Below are 15425 nucleotides of genomic sequence, written 5' to 3'. Positions count from 1 at the left end.
TCATGCAACCCGCTCCTTAGAGAAAAGTTAGCCAGCGACATGTCTGGCAAGGAGGTGCAGATGAATGGACTTGATACGTTTGTAACAGTCCATTCTGAGACGGGCGCTTTCCGTACGATCACTTCAGATCTTCTGGCCGAGACGTATCTTTCCCCTCGCGCTGAGGCGTTCGATCTAAACGCGGTTTTGTCTGTGGACGGGCAGCCTTGGTCTGCCAGTATGGCAGTTGCACCGATGGAAACGGCCACGGCCGTGTTTTCGGCTCTCCGATCTCTCGCTATGGCAACAAAGAGCCTTTCGCCAGATGAGGTCGACCTGTCAGGTCTGGATCAAGACAGCCGACTTTACCGGCATCTCGCAGCCCTATGCGATCTCTGGCGGCAGTCACCTGCTGCCCTTTCCGAGGATCTTCAGGTGTACGCCCATGTTTTGCGCAGTACAGCGACTGACGCGCTCGAACCCCTGCCTTTGGTCACTGCAGAGCCTTGTACCTTTGCTTCCCCAATAGAGCGCAGTCTTCATGCCCATCTGCTGGAGCATCATGGGCTTGCCAGCGAAGCCTTCCAGCAAGAATGGGTGATGCGCAGGTCGCCCCTACTGACTGGTGCAGAGGAAAAGACAAGTCTTTGGCGGGTTCAGCAAGGATTAACCGGTGCTGATATTGCGCCAGCACCCCTTGATGAGAGCTTGAGTTTCTTTGCACTTCGCGATGAAGCGGAAGAGGCAGATTTTGCCGCTGCCCGTGCACAGCGGCTGATCGACGAGGGCGTAGCGCCTCATGAGATCGCCATACTTGTACCAGATGAGATTGGATATTTCGCACAGCTTCGACGAGCCTTTGATACGCTGGGTTTACCGATTTCCGGTCTGCCGGATTTACCAGTTCGTCGGGATATCGCCGGGGAAACCTTGCTGCACCTTCTCCTGTGCCTGCAAAGCCCGGCGCCTGCCATGGCACTCGCGAGCCTTTACATCTCACCCCTCATGCCATGGCCCGCAACAACCGGGCTGCAGCTTGCGCGCGAGGTGATGCAGGGCCGGTTTGATCCCTATGTGGCCTCCGCGCTGACCGGGCGTGCGAAGCGACTTTATGCGCTCCTTCGGAGCAATCTTTCCCAAACACCATCCGGAATTCTGGAGGCGCTCGAGCAAGCCGCTCAGAATTTAAACGATTCCCCGGAGCTGCGCGATGACATCACTCAGTTTCGTTCAAAACTCACTGCGGTCCGCGGCGTACTCTCACAGAGCGGTACACTGGACTGGACCGGCCTCTTTCGCATAGCAACCCCAGGCTCAGCCAAGCCGACATCCTCAGACCCCTTTGTTGAAGGTGTGAGCGTGTTCACTGAGACGGCCATGCCATGGCGACCAGCACGACATCTGATTGCTCTTGGGATGAGCGGCAATCGTTGGCCACGCACAGTTTCTGCATCGCCGCTTTTTCTTGATGGTGAACTTCAGCTTCTACGCAAAAAGACAGGGTTAAATGTCGAGACACGTGGTGATGCACTTGCTCGGCGGCTGGAGAAGCTGCGCCGCCAGTTCTTATGTGGTTCCGAGACACTGACCCTACTGCGCCCTGTTTTTGCGGCAAACGGGAGCCGTCAACCGCCTGCAGCAGCCCTTTCGCTGGTCGCCCGCACAATTGGAGATGAGGCCAATGACCCCGAGGATGAGGAAACCCTGATCCATGATCTACGCTCGATCTCAGCGGAGCGTTGGCCTTTTGCACATCGGTTCGTGGCAGCGGACACTAAAGCACAATCCTTGCCAGAAGACGGTGCTCTTCATCTCGACCGTGATCTCCTGCGCAGACAGTTGACAGACGATGGTCGAATGCGCCCACAATCTCCAAGCAGGCTTGAGACGCTTCTAGTCAGTCCTCTGGCATGGAGCCTTTCAGAGTTCGGTGCAGAACCCATAACCTGGGCTCCCGAAGGGCTTAATATCATGGTCGCGGGCACGATAGCGCACGATGTATTGGAATTTCTGTTTCCAAGAGACGCGCCACTTCCGGACCACGCAAAAATTGACGCTTCGGTGCCCAAGTTGCTCACGGCAGCGATACAGAGATACGCGCCATTTCTACAGCGATCAATTTGGGCAGTGGAACGTGAAGGGCTTGCGCGCGACATCCGCAATGCTGCTCATGCCTGGCGCGACACGCTCGAAGGCCTTGGTGCTTCTGTGATCGACAATGAGATCGATCTCCGCGGCACTGCGTTTGATATCCGATTGCGAGGACGCGCTGACTGCCTGCTGCAACTGGCAGGTGGCAGCCTGCTTGTGGTCGACCACAAGAAAAGTGGCACACCAAAGCGGCGTGCTCGGCTGGAAGCAGGATGGGATCTACAGCTCGGGCTTTACCGTGCAATGCTTATGCACTCGGAAAAAACCGATCCTGTGCTCGAAGATGCATTGGCGGGGAACCCTGCAATTGGTGTCGCTTACCACCTCATAAATGATCAGGGTGTCCTTTTGGAGGGACTGGAACCACCTGACGGGGTCGTAACCGTGATGCAGGGGGATATCTCCGGACAGGCCATGAGCATGCTCGACACACGTCTCCAAGAGATCGGCGAGGGACTCATTCGCCTCAATACCGAAGATGATCGAAAGTTTTTTGAAAAGACTGCAAATCTTGCGCCCTATGCGCTTGATGCCTCGCCTCTGATCGCCCGCTTCATGATGCCAGCTACAGATCAAATAGAGGACCTGGAGGACCTCGATGACTGAGATGCTAACCATCGTTCCTGCCGGTGCCGGATCGGGCAAGACATTCAGGATCAAGTCGGACCTAACGAAGTGGGTAAAAGACAAACTTGTCAGCCCCGAGCGGATTCTGGCCGTTACCTTTACTGAGGCTGCAGCCGCTGAGTTGCGGGGGAGAATCCGCTCGAGCCTTATAAGTGAAGGTTTGGTGGAACAGGCGCTTGCTGTTGAACAGGCCTACGTGTCCACAATCCATGGGCTTGGCTTGCGCGTCCTTTCCGAACACGCATTTGCAGCGGGGGCATCCCCACAGCCGCGGGCATTGGCTGAAGCCGAGCGCGACTTGTTGATCCGTCAGGCAATGGCGCACGCAACGAGCCTTGATGCAGTGAAGGCTGATTTACCTCGCTTTGGTTACAGGTCCAGTTTTGTCTCAAACGCGAGCCTAGAAGACAGCTTTCGAGGCAAGGTCCTCAGCACAATCGATCTCCTCAGAGGCCTCGGAGACAGCGGCAATGATCCCAAGCTGGCGAAAACAGCTGTTGAACGGCTGCGCGATCTTTACGGCGAAGTCGCGAGCGATCCCGCTCCTCTTGAAGCGCGCCTTACAAGTGCGATCGAAGCTTTAATTGGAGCCTTTCCGAATGATTTGACACCACACGCGACTTCGGACGCAGCAAGAAAAGCCTTTGCGAAGGATTTCAGGCTCCTAAAGCGTGCATTGCGAACGGGTGAACTCAGCCGTGATTGGAAGCTCTGGAAGGCGCTGAGCGAATTGCGTCAAACGAAACGCGGCTCACCAACACCAGAAGGTTATGACGATCTCTCAAGTGAGGTCATAGCCGCAGCCTCCGACATTGCGATACATCCTGGGCCGCTGGACGATGCGTGCGCGCATCTGGAAGCGCTGGTGCATGGCGCACAGGAAGTCATGTCCAAATATGCGGACATGAAACGTGAAGCTGGCGTCATCGATTATGCGGATATGATCTGTGATGCCGAGCGCTTACTTCGGACACGCCCGGAGATTCTGGAGGCACTGCTCTCTGAGATCGATTGCGTCATCATTGACGAATTTCAGGACACAAACCCAGTTCAGTTTGCGCTGCTCTGGCGAATTGCCCAGTCCGCGAAACGCGTACTGATCGTGGGGGACACAAAGCAGTCCATCATGGGCTTCCAGGGGGCCGACCCCAGATTGAGCCAAGCGCTTGAAAAGCAGAATCCAGATGCGGCTTCTCCTCTAACCGGCAACTGGCGCTCTGACCCACGCTTGATGAAGATGGTCAACGCCATCTCGCAGGGATTATTTGGCGATGGCTATGTTGCCCTAGACCCACAACGCCCGGAGACCGGTCAGACCTTTGCTGAGGTCCTGCGCATACCTGAAGGTCGGCGGTCAAAGAAATCTCGACCTGAAGATCATGTCGCGGCCCGTGTCGCTGATCTTCTTGCGGAACGTGGTCCCATCGTAGAACGGGAAGGCGACCCCAAGGTTCCGGTATTCAGGCCAGTGGAACCACGTGACATCGCCCTGCTCTGCCCGACACATTCCATGGCAGCACGCTATGCCAGCGCGCTCAAACGACAGGGTATTCCAGTGCGGATCAATGCTCCGGGCTGGTTGGACTCACCTGCCGTAATGGCCGCACGCAACGCGCTCAGTTTTGCGGTGGATCCAACTGATCGGCATGCTGCGCTAGCGCTGCTGACGCTAGGCCCTGCATCCATACCGCTTCAGCAGGCAATGACAGCGCTTGCAGATGGTGAATTGGAGGCCTGTGCAGAACTTGCTGATTTGCTGGAATTGGCCAAAGCTGCTCCCGAGATGCCGCTCGAGGCATTGCTACCCAAGGTGCTAGAAGCAGCCGGCATACTGGAGTGGGCAGCGGCGCATCCAGATGCGGCTCAATTGCATGCTGATCTCATGCGATTCCAGGCAGAAATCACGGATTTTGTTTCTGCGCATCGGGACTTCAAGGCCGCTGCAGGGTTCCACGGCGCAAGCGCACAGGTATTTCTTGGTTGGCTTGAGGCTCGCCGTGACGAACGGGATTTCGACCGTCATCCTGATCCCGGCCAAAGCCAGGAGCAAGGCGTCGAGATCGTGACCTGGCACGCTTCAAAGGGGCGGGAGTGGCCAATCACTGCAATCGTCGGACTTGATGCCAAGATTGGTGAGCGACCGGGAACGCTCAGGGCCGAGTTCACCAATTTTAGTGACCTTGGAACCATCCTCGAACATGCAAAGCTCATCTGGACACCTGATCTTCCAATTAAGGAAAAGAAAGAAATCTTCTTGGCAGATCGCCGCGAAGCCTCTGAGGCTGATGCGCGGCGGCTCCTTTATGTGGCTCTGACGAGAGCACGGGATCGTCTAATCCTCGAATGGCCGGAGTTTGGCCTGAAGAAGCTTGGGGAAAGCGAAGGGCCTGCAAATCACGCCGAAATGCTCGTGTTGGAAGCTGGGCTCGAGCCTGAAGCGGGTTATTTGTCGCTTCGAGACGCAAGCTTTCCAGCCAGGACCTTGATCTGCAGTTCTGAGTCTCCGGAATTGCCAGTGCTTTCGCAGTCAGAAGAACAAGGACGACTGGCATTTGGACAGCCGCGCCCATTGCTTGAAACAGCAGTGACGCCATGGCGTGTTCGCCCGTCGCTGATCGAGCCCAAAGTCGCAAGCGAAGTCAGAACACGTCTCATTAAACTGGACGTCCCACCACAATCGATCGCGATGGAAGGGACGGCCACTGATAGAGGCACGGCCCTGCATAAAGCGTTCCGTGTTCTTTTAATGCGGCCTGATCTGCGTTCCCGTCTCGCAAGTGCGACTGGCTTTGATCAATCCATGCTGGATGCATTGCAGGAGCAGGCGAAGGCTCTACGAAGCTGGCTGACAGCGGAGGGCTACACACAAATTGACTGCGAGGTGCCGATCCAAAAGCGCAAACCTTCCGGTGCCGAGTTTAACGGGATGATCGATCTACTCGCTAGAGGTCCAGACAAGTGTCTGATCCTTGATCATAAGAGTGGTTCAGGGAGTTTTGCCGATTACATAGCGCAGCTAAAAGCATACCAAGACGTTTTGGTCCAGCAAAAGGGTTTCAGCCACCCGAGCGTCTCCATACACTGGATTGATGATTGTTCAGTTGAAGTGTCCGTCGTCAGATAATTTGGGACAGTTGAGCGTCCTTTCGTTTGGAGGCTCTGGCTCATCCATGATTGAGTTTATGCGTTTTCAGTTTGGTGGCGCAAGCGCCGCTTGAGATTGGTTTTGCGTTTGATCTCCTCTCGCTGTTTCAGGGTCTGCTCGGCTCGCCACTCTATAGCCAACTCAGCAAAACTGAACAACTTGGCGATGCCTCTTGGGTTGATAACGGCACAATTATGAACCGCATATGCGCTTGAAAGTCGACACGAAATCTGAGCATGATTTGGACATCATTCTAACAAATGACCCGCTCTGCAAAGCTTCACTATTTTCTGAAGCTGAAGGGATTTTCAGAAAAAGAACATGAAACGGGATATCTTGCCTCTGCTGGCGAATAGTATCGGAAATCAGCCCCTGCGTTTTATCCAGCTTGAGTGAAGCCCATAGTTCTTCGGATATCGGGTAAACAAATCCACACCCCTTTATCGAGGCTCCATTTCCATACTGACCTACGTATGTGTGCAACTGGAAAAGGTCTTCGCGTTTGACCCCAAACTTTCGATCAAATGCTTTATACTTCACATCAAAGACGTAAAGGCCGCCATTACTCTCAAAAACAAGGTCCGGTTCAAGTTTGCGCATATAGTTGCGGGGAGCACCTGCCGGGATTTCATAGCGTTGTTCGAATTTGCTAAACAGTCTAACCCCATCTCGCTTGATGAGCTTCCGAATGAAATATTCGAAAAGCATCGAAATATCGAAAAAGAATGCGCTCGAGTCATGCTGCGAGTCAAAATCAGAGCCCCGCTGGCTGATGACTTGTTTCGAAAGATCTATCAGCACGTTATAATCGTTGTAGAAGGGGTTGGTGAAATACGGTGTTCTCAAAATTTCCTGACGGGATCTTTTCACACCCTGATTGGCGGTAAGAAACGCGTTGTAGACATTCCTTGTTCGCTGGCAAAAGGAATAATGCTCAACCGCCTCATAGGCTTTGATAAAAAGTGAGGTTGCGGGGCTGTCGTAGCTGTGTTCACGGTAGGAGCATAAATACTTTCCGGAGGTTTTATTCCGGAAGTAGTCAACCGCATCGATTGTTCCGCGAACGCGGGAAATCCGATCATTCTTTGTAATGTAGGTTTTGGGCAGCCCCAGCCGGTAAGCTCTCCTGAACTTGATATTCCAAAGATATGCAAGGAGCCACTCGTAACCATCGGCGTGACTTTCACCGCCAATATTTTCCAGTTCAAGAAACCCGTCGGCATCGGCAATGATGTACTGAAGGAAAGCATCACCAAACCGGGAGCTGATCTTCAGGGAATAATCCCCACGCTTAACAAACCCAATCAGATTGCCTGTGCTGAGATTGAAATTTCTGGCATCCGTACCAGTTACACCGATAAAGCCGCCTTCGGTATTGTGTTCGTAATCTTCATCATTGAAGAGGATTAGAGTATCGGCCTTATTTTCATTCAGCGTTTTCTCAACTTCACGAGAAACTGAATTCAAAAAAATCCAAAGAGCAGACTCGTCGTTATTAAGATTGTTCCACTGGCCCTTTGATTTAGTGTTGAGAGAAATCGATTCTCCCAAACGCATATTGGTCAAGATGCCTTGATGGACTAAATAAGATTGGTTGTCGACCAGAGTCCCGTTCTTTATGATATCGAACAGCCACATGATTTAAACCCCGAATTCCTTTCCGAAAGAATTGATGAGCTCAGATTCCTTACCGGTACCGCGTAGGTATTCCTGCAGCAAAGGCCGGATGTAATCATCCCAGACACGCTCTCTTACTTCCGCAACCGTAAGGCTGGTGGCATACTTCAAGTTCATCAAATAGGCATGACCGATTTGGTAATCATGGCCCAGCAAAGGTTCCTTGGCTATCTGGGTGTTCAGCCGTTCAAGGTCATCCGCCAGAGGGACCCAGGTTTTGCAGAACTGGGTCAAATGGTATCTCAACAGCCCTGTATCCGGCGTTAATTCTTCCCAGCGGAATCTACGTCGGAGAGCGAAATCAAAGCTTTCCACACTCCGGTCAATGGTATTCATGGTGCCAATCAGATATATATTTGTTGGGATGAAAAATAGGTATCCCTGATCGGTTTGAAGCATGCCAGTGCCTTCGTTATTCAAATTGGCATACTGGGTTTTGATCCTTCCTTTAATGCCTCGATATTCTAGGCAATACATCAGCTCACCAAAAACTCGAGACAACTCAGCCCGGTTCACTTCATCGATGATAAAGAAGAATGGAGGCACAGCATCGGATACCAGCTTTGATGTGTCTGATATTTTGAAGATGTACTGCCAATGATCACCTGATAATTTTTTTCTATGGGAATGAAGCTCATCGATCGTAATTGATTCCCAGTCCCGATCGAGACCAAGACTAAAAACATCAATTTCCCACTTTCCAGCGTTTCTGCAAAACTCCTTGAAAACACCATTTTGCAACGTCAGCTGCGCGGTTCCATTACAGTCCAGAACTGGGCGCAAGCCTTCCATGAAGTCCTCATAACTAAAAGAAGGATGAAATTGCACTAGGTCAATCTGGCTTGCATGTGTGAGTGCGCTGTTTGGAGCAAACTCCTCTTTCCAGATATCAAACAGCAGCGAGGTCTGCTGGCGAGCTTGATATGTTTTCCCTGTTCCAGGAGCACCGTATTTAACAATCTGCTTTTTTAGGCTGAATGGATTGGAAAGGTTTTCATACAGCATCCAGACAAACTGGCTCAGATAAAACTCATCCGTTTTTTTGTACTGAAGCTCATCTCTGAACTCATCTTTGATGATCTTCATTAGGAAAATGTTTTTTGAATACCAATCTTGATCCTCTTTGGCCGGATATGCCGGGATAATTCCTTCACGAATAAGCCAGCTGAAGACCTGATTAAACTTACCGGAATCAACAGTAGCGGAGACTTCGAGCGTGCAGGCTGCCGCCACACGATTGACAAGAACCGGATTGTTGGACTTGCCTTGGTCAGACCACGCATCGTTAAATTTCTGGAAGTTGTCCTTGTTGGGGGTCTGAATGAATTCTCCTAGCGCGGATATAAAATCCTTGTTTTTGATGAAAGCCTGAAAGTTTTCGTTGCTTAAAACAGACTGGCCGCGAGAAGCGATCCCGTTACTTTTTTCATAGAGGAGCTGCTTCAGGAAAGCCTCATCAGTTTGAGATAAGTCTTCTCCTGATTTGATACGTTTACGGATCTGTTCGACCTGACCGTAAAACTCACGATAGGCATCATACCAGCCTTTGACTTCGTGTTTCCGGTTCTCAATCAAGTATTTGTAAAGATTCTTTAGTCGGCTTTTCATTTTTTCCTCTTTTTTCTATCAACATATTCATCCAGTCAGCAGAATGTATTGACCAGCTTCATCTGTTCCACAGTGCTGCAGGGGATTTCCAGCAGCTTGGGATTGGCAATCACCACCGCCAAAAATTGTGCGCGTGAGACGGCAACATTCAGACGGTTCTTGCTGAAAAGAAACTCAATATTGCGCGTCAGGTCTTCGGCGCTGGATATCACCATGGAAATCAACACGATGGGTGCTTCTTGCCTTTGGAACTTATCAACAGTGCCAACCTTGGCATTGTCCTGCAGGATCGAGCGCAGATAATTCACCTGCACATTAATATGAGGTGACCACCAGAATATCGTCTTCGGTGATCGGGGGTGTGGTGCCATCATGGTCGGTGAACTCTTGGCCGAGCAAGCCACCATATTCGGCTTTAATGATCTCACCTTCTTCCACGTTTTTCTGTGAGCATCCTTCATGCTCAGCCGAGATCATAACAATCCCTTCACTCGGCAGGTCAACGCCTTGCAGGTTCAGACTGCGCTCGGAGGTACTTTCATGGGCTGTTAGACGACCATCATAAAAGGCATCAGATATAAATTGGCAGATGCTCGGACGCATACGATAGATCGTTCAAAGTTCTTCATCCTTTGCAAGAAATTAGAATTTCTCAGTTTCAACCAAGTCGGCTTACACATAATGTTGATTCAATAGTTCCACTTGTTCAACTACTAATTTCCGGAGGGCTTGAGGCTCAAGGACCTCCACCTGATCCCCCCATCGAAACAAATGCCAACACATCTCTTTGAGCCCACCCGCACGAAACCGCACGGTCAAGCTCCCATCGGGTTCATCCTTCATCTCTTGGGTAGCATGGAACAGGTATGTTCGCGCATCTGGCGCAGCCTCCGGTGAAAAACGCCAGATCACGTCATAAGGTTCTGCCTGCCAGACCCCAAACGACCGCTGGATCCAGGCTTGCAGATCAAAATCTGCAGGGCGTTCAAAGCTCTCATTGGACAATTCGATACGCTCAAAGCCTGCCAGAGCGAACAGGTGAATATCTTTGGCCCAGTCACTATAAGCAACGAGATACTGGCGTCCTTCACCAAGCAACATCGCTAATGGACCAAGCCGTGCGTTCCGGCTCAATAATCCCGTTGCCCGGGCACGGTGATCCACAGTGATCCAGACACCAGCAAGTATAGCTTGCCGTAGGTGGTTGAGTGTTTCTTCAGGAATACGCTCTCGGGGACCCGGGCGCAGTGCAACCCCATCTGCTTCGAGCAGTGCTGCAATATCTGGCTCAAGCCGTGTTCGCTTAGGGCCCGGCAAACGGGCTCGCAACCGGTCTGACAGCGTGTCGAGGTTATCTGCTGTTGCGGTATCTCCGCTTTGACGCGCCAGTTCAGCCCCCCGATGCAGCGTTGCAATATCGTCGATGGTGGGATCAGCCAGTCGGCCCGTTGTCCCAGGTGGAAGCCGCCAACGTTTGCGACCCCCCGGCTCGCTGATCTCCTCAATTTGTGGAAAGGCATCTCTGAGCGCATCACGCATTCGTTCAGCTGTTCTGCGCGAAACCTCATAGCTTTCCCCGATATCATCCAGTGACAGACCATCCGCCCTGCCCTGCATCTGCAGCGCCAAACGGACCAGGTCTGTCAGTCGGCCATACCGCATTGGGAAAACTCCGTTTTGAACAGTCTTGCGCAAACCGATCAAGGCTTCAAGCGAATGGCCGCGGTGAGAGACCGCTTTGTCGTGTTGGTCCCCGCCCCATTAACTCACTGCTCGGAATCCGATTGGATTGTTTGCGTTTGGTTTGGACGTTTGTTCCCGGGTCAGCTCGTTCACGATAACCGCAGGCTCTGTTATGCCCAGCAAAGTGCACCGCTTGGCCACGACTGCGAAATCTCCGGGCGTTAACTGGTCAAGCAATTGGAGTCCCACAGGCGGATCAGCATGGAAGAACCGCCGAAAACAGGCTTGGCGCTGCTTGAGATTCAGCGGCAGAAAACCGATCCGCAGGCTGAAGCGCCGTGCTGTGGCAGGGTCCAGCTGATCAACAAGATTTGTGGTGCAAGCAAAAGGTAGAGGGTGGTTCTCCATCCAAGTGAGCATTTCATTCACTTGTGAGATTTCCCAGCGATGAGAGGCGCCATTGCGGGAGCCAAGCAGCGAGTCCGCTTCGTCGAATACAAGAAAGGCGCTGGTGTCACGCGCTTCTGCAAAGGCATCTGCAATGTTGCGTTCGCTTCCCCCGACATAACGATCGAGCAGGTCAGAGGCACGCCGCTCGAGGACAGGCATGTGCAAACATTCTGCAAGGTAGCGTGCGAAGGCGCTCTTGCCGGTCCCAGGCGGTCCACTGAGGCAAAGTCCACCTGTATCGGCTGGACCGCAAGTGACGAAACGCTGCGTGATCAAGCTGAGGTCATGGTCTGCATTCGCCAGTTCCGGATCAAAATGAACAGCGCTGTGCGAGATCAACGGAGTATGGCCCCCACGTACAGCCCGAGAAATGGCGGTTGCAGCCAGTCTCACGTCATCTGTTCCGCCACGAGCGATGCGCACCGCGCGAAGGGCGCTGTTGGCCAGTGCCGGTGCATCCTCCATGCTGTGTGCCAATTCGAAACACAGGTCTTGGGACAGTGGCACCTGATGCTGCCTTGCGAGTTTTTGCCATACCCTGGCACGAACAGCGACCGGGGGTGTACGCAACTCCAGCGTAAAGCTGATCCGACGCAGAAACGCTGGATCGCAGTCGCTGATGTTGTTTGTCGTCCAGAGGGTCGGCACAGGGTTGCCCTCAATTAGGCGGTTGGTATGGACCTTTGAGCCAGACCGACGCAACGAGACTCCGAAGAGCCCATTGTCGAGCCCAGGGAACAGGTCTTCCATCTCGTCGAACAGGATGATGCTGTTGCCTTGATCACCGAGTAGCCGTTGACCGAGACGCAGTTGCTGTAACCTCTCAAACCGTGTCGGCTCTTCGCCATCATCGTCTGTTTCACCAACAGCGTGGAGACTTGCGCCAAGCCTTTCAGCGAGCACTTTGCAAAGCTCAGTTTTTCCCGTCCCCGGCGCACCATGAAGCAGAATGTTCACGCCCTTTTCCTGCCGCTTTAGTCCACCCTGTAGCAACCGGAATGCGAAGTCCCGGCCCTGTCCCAGATGACCGAAGTCTTCCCAGGTGACCGATGCCGGTTCGGTCGTGGCAAAGAGCATGCCCAGAATGTCCTCAAGCCCACGGGAAGGCGGCTCAAGTGCCACCAGCAAGCGATCGGAAGGTAAAAGGCCAAGCCCAGTAAACGGAGGTCTTTCAAATTGCAGTAGACCAGAGACCATCAGTCGTCCTGAGTTGGACAAAGCTTTTCGCACCTGCGCAGGTGAGAGCCCAGTCAGATGAACAACAGCGTCTTCGACTGGAATCCGGGCCTCATCTGTTAATGCTGAGCACAGAGATTTGACCGGTCCGCTACGAGCTGCGCGAATTGCCAGGGCGAAGATTTCCTCTTCATTCTTTCCAAGTCCCATATGCGCTGCCAGCGCCGAGATGTTGCGGGCAAGAGCATCGGGTCGGACGCGTGGTGTTCGTGCAAACTGATACGCGAGGTGGGCACGCAGATCTTTCCAAACCTTAGCAGGCACACCCTTGCGTTTGAAGCGGTCGAAGTCGGTGTCCCAAGAGAACCCCAAATCTTGATCCTCAGTCCAGCTTGAAAGTTCCAGCGCCATAACACTGCGGGCCGTAAAGCGCGTGGCAAGCCTGTGAGCCAAGTCAATCAAATATCTCTGTTCGTATCTGTTCGTCATGTAACCTCCGTATTGACGAACCAGATATAATATCGCGATGCGTCATATACGGACGTGTCGATTATGAAAGGACAGTATCTCTGCGTGACGCCCGCTCTCTGGAAGCTTAAGAAGGCTTATGAATTTCGCATTTTACGATCTCGAAACTACAGGAATAACGCCCGCGTTTGATCACCCTATGCAATTTGCGGCGATCCTCACGGATGCGGAATTCAATGAGATTGAGCGGGTGAATTTGCGTTGCCGCTTAGCACCCCATATCATCCCATCTCCGCAGGCTTTGGCCGTGACGGGCTTGCGCCCTGCGCAACTGCTAGACGAGAACCTGCCCAATTTCTTTGAGTTCACACAGTCGCTGGCGGAGCTGGTAAAGCGCTGGTCACCTGTGATCTGGACTGGGTTCAACAGCATTCGTTTCGACGAAGAGATGCTTCGACAGGCATTTTATCAAAACCTGCAACCAGACATCTTCGCAACGCAGTTCAACGGCAATACACGCTTTGACATCATGACCGCCGTTTACGCTGTGTGGTGTTGTCGCCCAGATTTATTTGAATGGCCAGTCGATGAAGCTGGCAAGGTGCGCTTCAAATTGGATCGCCTCGCACCGCTCAATGGCTTCGAGGGTCACAACGCTCATGACGCACTCGGAGACGTCGAAGCCACAATCCATATTGCCCGCAAGATCGCCGAACTGGATCCTGATCTCTGGAAAGAGCTTCTGTCCAGCCGGAACAAGGGACTTGTTCAGTCGTTGCTGGAAAGTTTCAAACCACTTGAATTGGTAGGTCGTTTTGGCGGTGGCCCACCGCAAATCACTATCGGGTGTTTATGCGGATATTCGAGTAGCAATCCCAATCAGGCTTTTTTCTTTGATCTCGACGCAGCTGACCCCTCAGAGCTGATCACCGCTGACGAAGAGATGCTGGCTGCCCGGCTGGAAGAAACGCCACGGATCATTCGCTCCGTTTCAATTAACAAGTCCCCTGCCCTATTAACAGCGCACGCCGCAACTGAGGAGCAGACCCGCCGAGCAAGCATACTTGCAGACGCCCCTCAGTTTCGCGAACGTTTGGCTCAGGTTATGGCGGCACGGTACCCTCAGGTTTCAGACGCGACCCTCCTTCCTGTGGAAAAACGCATATTTGGTGGTTTCTACAATTGGTCCGACAAAGCACTTTTGAACGAATTTCAGGGCGCCGATTGGCGGCACAGGCAGGAAATTGTCAGTTCCTTTGAGGATGCACGCCTGCGTCAGCTGGGCCACCGATTGGTTGCATTCTATGCCACTGGCCTTTTGTCTGAAGGTGAGCGCCTCAAATACAAAAACTGGCTGCAAGAACGTTGGAATGCACCGGATCAACCCGAGACGGAATGGATGACCCTCAACAAGGCACGCAATGCGCTAGATGAACTGAGAGCAGGAGCCAGCCATGATGCCGCAATGCTGGACGAGATTGAGCGTTTCTTGGCAGATCGGATGGGAGCACGATAGACATGGCTGGAACCTCTTCAGAATTCGACTACCTACAAGACAAACACCGGCAGCTTCGCGAGCAGAACCCGTCAGAACTCAATCTGCGCACTCATCGGTCGATTAGCTGGCTGAATCGGGCAGCAGCACTGGTCGATGACGATCCGGATGGCGCGTTCATCTTCGCATGGATTGCGTTCAATGCGGCTTATGCGAAGGACATGGGTGAGGACCCTGGCTCATTTGCTAGAACTGATTTTCAAAATTTCTTTGACGCATTGGTCCGTTGTGACATCAAGGGACGCATTGCTCATGAAATCTGGTATCAATTTGAGGGAGTTGTGAAGGATCTGCTCGACAACAAATACATCTTCGGCCCGTTCTGGAAGTTCCACAACGGCTCCACCACCTTTGAAAACTGGGAACTTCGCCTCGAGAACGCAAAGAAAGCAGCCCAATATGCGATTGAGGGCCAGGAGACGGCAAAACTCTTGAGCATCTTGTTCGACCGGCTGTATGTTTTGCGCAACCAACTGGTTCATGGAGGAGCCACTTGGAACAGCCAAGTCAATCGTAAACAGGTCCGAGATGGGGCGGAGTTGCTGCTAAGCCTGATGCCAGTATTTGTTGACACGATGATGTCGAACCCAGAAGAAAACTGGGGCGCACCGTACTACCCGGTTGTGGAGTGATCTTAGCTGCGCGACTTGAGCGATCCGCCTGCAATATAGCGGAACACTCTTATTCTTCATCTTCCCAATCATCATCCACTGGAACATCACCCGCAGACAGATTGGACCTGTCACGGTTTGATGCCGCTCCAAGTGCTCGTTTAAGCCACTTTCCTTTCGAAGGCGACCGGGCTTTTCCAGCCCAATGCTGAATGCCGCCGTCGCGGATTGTAGAAGCCGTTGATGTATTGGAAGATGGCCAACTCGGCGTCTCTGCGCGTCTGCCAAGACCTTC

11 protein-coding genes are annotated in these 15425 nt (G+C 52.7%); 4 read left to right on the top strand and 7 right to left on the bottom strand.

Going from position 1 to position 15425, the window contains the following annotated elements; genetic code table 11:
• Positions 1–60 precede the first annotated feature (60 nt).
• Positions 61–2736, top strand: a complete 2676-nt coding sequence (locus GV827_RS17545; protein WP_164355119.1) for a PD-(D/E)XK nuclease family protein — start codon at positions 61–63, stop codon at positions 2734–2736.
• Entirely contained in the window at positions 2729–5881 is a 3153-nt protein-coding gene (locus tag GV827_RS17540) for a UvrD-helicase domain-containing protein (RefSeq protein ID WP_164355118.1), read from the top strand. The genes GV827_RS17545 and GV827_RS17540 overlap by 8 nt, the downstream gene beginning before the upstream one ends.
• A 213-nt stretch (positions 5882–6094) precedes the next feature.
• Here the strand turns inward: GV827_RS17540 and GV827_RS17535 are convergent, their stop codons facing one another.
• From GV827_RS17535 to GV827_RS17510, 6 genes are all read right to left on the bottom strand, one after another.
• Positions 6095–7540, bottom strand: coding sequence for a 5-methylcytosine restriction system specificity protein McrC (locus tag GV827_RS17535; RefSeq protein ID WP_164355117.1), 1446 nt, complete (start codon positions 7538–7540; stop codon positions 6095–6097).
• Between the two features lie 3 nt (positions 7541–7543).
• The gene (locus GV827_RS17530; RefSeq protein ID WP_164355116.1) at positions 7544–9187 is read right to left on the bottom strand and encodes an McrB family protein; all 1644 of its coding nucleotides are present in this window, start codon (positions 9185–9187) and stop codon (positions 7544–7546) included.
• A 35-nt stretch (positions 9188–9222) separates the two neighbouring features.
• On the bottom strand, positions 9223–9495 hold the full coding sequence (locus GV827_RS23885; protein WP_164355115.1) for an AAA domain-containing protein: 273 nt from the start codon (positions 9493–9495) through the stop codon (positions 9223–9225).
• 7 nt (positions 9496–9502) lie between these two features.
• Positions 9503–9790 carry a hypothetical protein gene (locus GV827_RS23880; protein ID WP_164355114.1) on the bottom strand — a complete coding sequence of 96 codons (288 nt, stop codon included), beginning with the start codon at positions 9788–9790 and terminating at the stop codon, positions 9503–9505.
• 69 nt (positions 9791–9859) lie between these two features.
• Positions 9860–10816 (bottom strand): helix-turn-helix transcriptional regulator, encoded by a 957-nt coding sequence (locus tag GV827_RS17515; protein WP_204325953.1) that lies wholly within the window; start codon positions 10814–10816, stop codon positions 9860–9862.
• 132 nt (positions 10817–10948) lie between these two features.
• Positions 10949–12985 carry an AAA family ATPase gene (locus tag GV827_RS17510; protein WP_164355112.1) on the bottom strand — a complete coding sequence of 679 codons (2037 nt, stop codon included), beginning with the start codon at positions 12983–12985 and terminating at the stop codon, positions 10949–10951.
• Between the two features lie 118 nt (positions 12986–13103).
• On the opposite strand from GV827_RS17510, the gene GV827_RS17505 reads away from it, so the two are divergent.
• Both GV827_RS17505 and GV827_RS17500 read left to right on the top strand, forming a co-directional pair.
• Complete coding sequence (locus GV827_RS17505) at positions 13104–14480, top strand: exodeoxyribonuclease I (RefSeq protein ID WP_164355111.1); 1377 nt, start codon at positions 13104–13106, stop codon at positions 14478–14480.
• 2 nt (positions 14481–14482) lie between these two features.
• Positions 14483–15151, top strand: a complete 669-nt coding sequence (locus GV827_RS17500) for a HEPN domain-containing protein (protein ID WP_164355110.1) — start codon at positions 14483–14485, stop codon at positions 15149–15151.
• A gap of 140 nt (positions 15152–15291) precedes the next feature.
• On the opposite strand, the gene GV827_RS17495 is transcribed toward GV827_RS17500, so the two are convergent.
• Positions 15292–15425: IS3 family transposase (locus tag GV827_RS17495; RefSeq protein ID WP_164355109.1), on the bottom strand; the 134-nt coding region annotated here is incomplete at its 5' end.

Source organism: Sulfitobacter sediminilitoris, from assembly GCF_010667575.1.
Lineage (GTDB): Bacteria > Pseudomonadota > Alphaproteobacteria > Rhodobacterales > Rhodobacteraceae > Sulfitobacter > Sulfitobacter sediminilitoris.
This window is presented reverse-complemented; position numbering and strand designations above follow the sequence as displayed.